This window comes from Timonella senegalensis JC301 (assembly GCF_000312125.1).
Classification (GTDB): domain Bacteria; phylum Actinomycetota; class Actinomycetes; order Actinomycetales; family Cellulomonadaceae; genus Timonella; species Timonella senegalensis.
On sequence record NZ_HE978643.1, the window covers coordinates 167619 to 173167 of the forward strand.

General features: G+C 63.8%; 4 protein-coding genes. 2 read left to right on the top strand and 2 right to left on the bottom strand.

What is annotated here, in order from left to right:
• Positions 1 to 346 precede the first annotated feature (346 nt).
• On the top strand, positions 347 to 1165 hold the full coding sequence (locus tag HGSM_RS08485) for a siderophore-interacting protein (RefSeq protein ID WP_019148324.1): 819 nt from the start codon (positions 347 to 349) through the stop codon (positions 1163 to 1165).
• Positions 1166 to 1295: 130 nt separating this feature from the next.
• Here the strand turns inward: HGSM_RS08485 and HGSM_RS08490 are convergent, their stop codons facing one another.
• Positions 1296 to 3077, bottom strand: a complete 1782-nt coding sequence (locus HGSM_RS08490; protein ID WP_019148325.1) for a phospho-sugar mutase — start codon at positions 3075 to 3077, stop codon at positions 1296 to 1298.
• Between the two features lie 4 nt (positions 3078 to 3081).
• Positions 3082 to 3921, bottom strand: coding sequence for a purine-nucleoside phosphorylase (locus HGSM_RS08495; RefSeq protein WP_019148326.1), 840 nt, complete (start codon positions 3919 to 3921; stop codon positions 3082 to 3084).
• Between the two features lie 159 nt (positions 3922 to 4080).
• Between HGSM_RS08495 and HGSM_RS08500 the strand changes: the two genes are divergently transcribed.
• Positions 4081 to 5547, top strand: a complete 1467-nt coding sequence (locus HGSM_RS08500; RefSeq protein WP_019148327.1) for an NAD(P)H-quinone dehydrogenase — start codon at positions 4081 to 4083, stop codon at positions 5545 to 5547.
• Positions 5548 to 5549 lie beyond the last annotated feature (2 nt).

The following is a 5549-nucleotide window of genomic DNA, read 5'->3' on the forward strand; positions in this document are numbered from 1 at the left end:
TGGCGCGACTCGTCTGGGCCTATCCGGAACCGCCGCAGTACTCGAGGGAATCGAGTCCGGCGCGGACGCTGAGGCTGCAGGGGACACCTCGGGCTACTGATCCGAGCTGACCTCAGTAGGACCTAGCTTGTGGAGCGGCCGTGACGCCTTGGTGCGTCGCGGCCGCTCATCTTGTGTCGGGGCGCCTCATATCTGGGCACCTTGTGTCTGGGCGCCGCCGAGACCCATGCCCAGGTTGATTTTTGGTGACGGTCCGTGAAAACATCGGCATTACGAAACAAGCCTGTTTCGTAATTCGCTCGGGGTTGTGCCCCGCAGCCGCATCGCACCCGTGAAAGCGAGTCCTATGTCCCTCGACTACTCAACCGACACCATAAGGCATCGAGCACAACTGACTGCAGTTGTTGAGGCCTCGACGAGGCTGTCCACTACGATGCTCCGCATTGCCTTTGTCGGGTCAGACCTTGTTGGGATCGACCAGATCGTCTGCGCGGATACCTACGTCAAGCTTGTGTTCGCTGACCCCGATGGTGGTGAGCACCCCATTATGCGTTCCTACACCGTGCGCTCCTACGACCGCGAGGCAGGTCGGATCGAGATCGACTTCGCCCTGCACGGCCGCGGTGGCGTGGCGGCGCCGTGGGCACTGGCGGCCAAGCCCGGAGACACCATTGAGTTCCGCGGCATCGGGGGCGGGTACCTGCCGGCGCCTGCGGCGCCTCGTCACCTCCTGATTGGCGACGATTCAGCCCTGCCCGCAATCGCCGTTGCGTTGGAAAAGTTGGACGCTGGGTCCGATGTGGACGTCGTGCTCATCGGTCACTCTGAACACGATCTTCTGGGCGAGGATGGGGCCGCTCTGGCTGATTCCGTACCAGGGAGTGTCAACGTCCGGGTGGTCGACTCGAGCAATAAGGTCATCGAGCTGGTTGACCGTTCGTGCGCGCGAGAGGGCGTGCCCCACGTGTTCCTGCACGGAGAGGCGGGAATGGTCCGAGAGATCAGGCGCCACCTGCGCGCGGTTCACGGGCTTCCGCTCGGCGCACTGAGCGCGTCCGGTTACTGGCGCGAGGGCAACACAGACGAACAGTGGCGCGATTCCAAGATGGAGTGGAAGGCGCAGGTCGCCCACGACGAGGGCGAGATTCAGGCAATCTCCGCCTAGTGACGTCCCGCGCCAACTGGGAGCCAGGCGCGAGATCCCACAAACAGAGAACGGGGATGGAATCCGATGTCCCGATTCCATCCCCGTTCTGTGCGTGAACTGGAGTTCGACTGGTGGTCGTTCGTAAGAACTAGATGCCGAGTGCGCCAGCCATGTCTGCGCGCACCTGCTGCATGCGCTCGCGGGCGCTCACGCGAACCTCGGTCAGAGCGTCGAACGAGGCGTCTGGCTCAACGTCTGCGAGGACCTCCATGTAGCACTTGACCTTGGGTTCGGTGCCCGATGGACGCACGATGACTCGCGTGCCGTCCTCGGTGAGCAGGCGTAGTCCGTCCGTTGGAGGCAGGCCGTCCACGCCGTCCGAGAGGTCCACTACCTGGGTCACCGCGGAGCCCGCGAGGGTGGCAGGAGGGGCGCCCCGTAGGCGGGCCATGGTCGCTGGGATCTGCGACAGGTCCGAGAACCGAGCAGAGAGCTGGTCGGTCAGGTGCAGCCCGTGCTGGCGCGCCAGGTCATCCAGATAGTCGATAATGCTGCGGCCATCCGCCTTGAGCTGTGCGGCAAGCTGGGCCACGATCAGGGCGGCGGAGATGCCGTCCTTGTCACGGACGAGTTCAGGTGCCACGCAGTACCCCAGTGCCTCCTCGTAGCCGAACACGAGGTTTGGTGCACGGCTGATCCACTTGAACCCGGTCAGGGTCGAGGCGTAGCCCAAGCCGTGGGCTTCAGCGATGCGGGAGAGCAGACGCGAGGACACGATCGAGTTAGCCAAGGCACCCTCGTCCGCACGTTCAGCCACGTACTCGCCAAGGAGTGCGCCGACTTCGTCGCCATGGAGCATGCGCCAGCCGGCGCGCGCAGGTGACTTGGCTGGAGCCTCGGTGTTCGCGGCCGCAATGCGTGGGTCCTTGACGGCCACTGCGCAGCGGTCGGCGTCTGGGTCGTTCGCGATGACGAGGTCCGCATTGCCGCGAACCGCGTACTCCAGCGCGAGGTCGATGGCCCCAGGCTCCTCCGGGTTGGGGAAGGAGACGGTTGGGAAGTCAGGGTCTGGCTCGTACTGTTCCTCAACGGACATGAGCTCGGAGAATCCGGCGTGTGCGAGGACCTTATCCACCACTGCGCCACCAACTCCGTGGAGTGGAGTGAGCACGATGGAGAGGTCACGTGGGCCGGGCTCGGAGAGCGCGATAACGTCGTTGACGTAGGTCTCGAGCACGTCATGCCCAAGAATCGTCCAGCCGTCGTGAGCACGTGGCGTCTCACGGACGGAGTGGACTGCAGCGATGTGGCGGGCGATCTGGCCGTCGTATGGCGGGACGATCTGGGCGCCTTTGCCGTCACCCTCAACGACGCGTCCACCGAGGTAGACCTTGTAGCCGTTGTCCTTGGGAGGGTTGTGCGATGCGGTGACCATGATGCCTGCATCGGCGTCGAGGTGCTTAAGCGCGAACGCGAGGACCGGGGTGGGTAGCGCTCCAGGCAGAACGAACACGTCAGCTCCAGCGGCGGTCAGGACCGCTGCGGAGTCGAGTGCGAACGCGCGAGAGAAGTGGCGTGCGTCGTATCCGATGACCACCTTTGGGGTCTGGCCGGGGAGAGCCTCGTTCAGGAATGCTCCGATTCCTGCCGCGGCCTTGATGACCACGGAACGGTTCATGCGGTTCGGTCCGGCCTCGATTGCGCCACGCAGTCCAGCGGTGCCGAACTGCAGGGTGCCGCTGAAGCGGTCCTTGAGATCGCCGAGTGCTGCGGAGCTACGTCCCTTGGACTCCGAGGTGTTCTCAGGGTTCTCGATCACCTTGATCAGGCGAGTGAGTTCCTCGCGAGTCACCTTCTCTGGGTCGTCTGCAATCCAGCGGCGAGCATCCTCGAGCAGTATCTGCTCTTCTTCGTTCAGTTCGATTGCCATGGGGTCACATCCTCTTTGCGATCTCGGCCAGGAGCGCGCTGATGCGTGGTCCGGCTGCCTGGCCTGCCTCGATAACTTCTTGGTGGGAGAGAGGCACTGGGCTGATGCCCGCGGCAAGGTTGGTCACGAGCGAGATGCCAAGGATCTCCATGCCAGCCTGGCGGGCGGCTATTGCCTCAAGCGTGGTGGACATACCCACGAGGTCGGCGCCGATCACTCCGGCCATCTTGACTTCTGCAGGGGTCTCGTAGTGTGGGCCGCGGAACTGGGCGTAGACGCCCTCTGAGAGGCTCGCATCGACCGAGTGCGCCAGGTCGCGCAGGCGCTGCGTGTACAGGTCGGTGAGGTCCACAAAGTTGGCGCCCTCGATGGGGGAGTTCGCGGTCAGGTTGATGTGGTCGCGGATCAGGACCGGGGTGCCTGGCGCCCAGTCGAGGTTGAGGCCGCCACAGCCGTTGGTCAGGATGACCTGGGTGCAACCGGCCGCCGCAGCGGTGCGCATGCCGTGCACAACAGTGCGCACGCCCTTGCCCTCGTAGAGGTGCGTGCGTGAGCCGAGCACGAGCGCGGTCTTGCCGGTCTCCGGGATGCGGATGGAACGCAGGGTGCCCACGTGTCCGTGGACGGCTGGCTTGGAGAATCCCGGGATCTCGTGGCTTGGGATTTCCGCAACGGTCTCACCGAGGATGTCGGCAGCGCCGCCCCATCCGGAGCCGAGGACTAGTGCGATGTCGTGGTGGGCGATGCCCGTCTTCTCTGCGATGACAGCGGCTGCCTCGCGTGCGAGCTCGAACGGCTCAACGTTGGAAAGGGTGTCATCTGGAGTTATTGGTGTCGACGTCATACACAGAGATTAACGCGATCAAACGCTTAACGCGAGGTGCGAAGGTCTCAGGTCCACGAGGTATCGCCCACCAGAGCCACAATCGCCCTCATTGTGGGACTCAATCATCCGGAATCTGAATGTCCGTCCTAGCGGACTGAATCCTGACATACTGATCCGGTGACTAATGACAACACACAGCCTGCGGCGGCTCCCGCACCCCGCATCGCGATCCTTGGTGGAGGTCCAGGTGGCTACGAAGCCGCTCTGGTTGCCAAGCGGCTTGGCGCCGACGTCACAATCGTCGAACGCCACGGATTCGGAGGCAGCACGGTTCTCACCGATGTCGTGCCCTCAAAAACTCTGATCGCCACGGCAGAGTGGATGGCACTCGGCGGCGCGGCCGCTGAGCTTGGTATCCGGATCAACGATGAGTCCGGAACCGAAACCCAAACCATCAGCGCCGACCTCAAGGCGATCAACGCCCGTATCCGCTCCCTTGCACTGACCCAGTCTGAAGACATCGCGCACCGGCTCGTCTCGAGTAACATCCGCACGATCCACGGCCAGGGACGACTCGTCTCGGCCAAAGAGATTGCGGTCACCGGCATCACTGACACGGTAGGAAAGCCGCAGCCAGACGAGGTCATCAGCGCCGACTACATTATCGTTGCCGTTGGTGCAGCTCCTCGTGTGCTCCCCACCGCGCAGCCCGACGGTGAGCGGATCCTGACCTGGACCCAGCTCTACAACCTGTCCGAACTGCCCAAGCACCTCATCGTTGTCGGCTCCGGCGTTACAGGAGCCGAGTTCGCCGGCGCGTATCACGCGCTGGGCACGGAGGTCACCCTCGTGTCCTCGCGTGACCGAGTGCTCCCCAGGGAGGACGCAGACGCCGCGGAACTCATCGAAGACGTCTACCGCACCCGAGGCATGCACGTCATGTCGAAGTCCCGCGCCAAGGCAGCGGCGGTTGTGGGCGAGGGCGAGGACAAGCACGTTGAGGTCACGCTTGAGGACGGCCGCGTGGTGACCGGAAGCCACGTCCTCATGGCTGTCGGTTCCGTTCCAAACACACAAGACATCGGTCTCGAAGAGGTCGGCATCAAGACCTCACCGTCCGGGCATGTTGTCACCGACAAGGTCTCGCGTACGTCCGTGAACGGCGTATACGCGGCAGGGGACTGCACGGGAGTTTTCCCGCTCGCCTCCGTGGCCGCAATGCAGGGGCGTATCGCTGTGGCGCACGCGCTCGGCGACACGGTCCGCCCGATCAAGCTGCGTTCCGTTGCTGCCAACATCTTCACTGCCCCGGAAATTGCGACAGTCGGCTATACCCAGGAGCAATTGGAAAAGCTCGACATGCGATACACCATCACCAAGCTCCCGCTTCGGGTCAATCCGCGCGCCAAGATGATGGGTGCACGGGCCGGGTTTGTGAAGCTGTTCTCGCGCACTGAGTCGGGCACGGTGGTGGGTGGTGTGATCGTGGCGCCGCGTGCGTCCGAACTTATTTACCCGATCACGCTCGCGGTCTCGCACCGCCTGACGGTGGACGACGTCGCAGACGCCTTCACCGTCTATCCATCGCTCACCGGCTCCATCGCGGAGGTTGCCCGCATGGGCCACCAGATCACCCAGGACTAGGA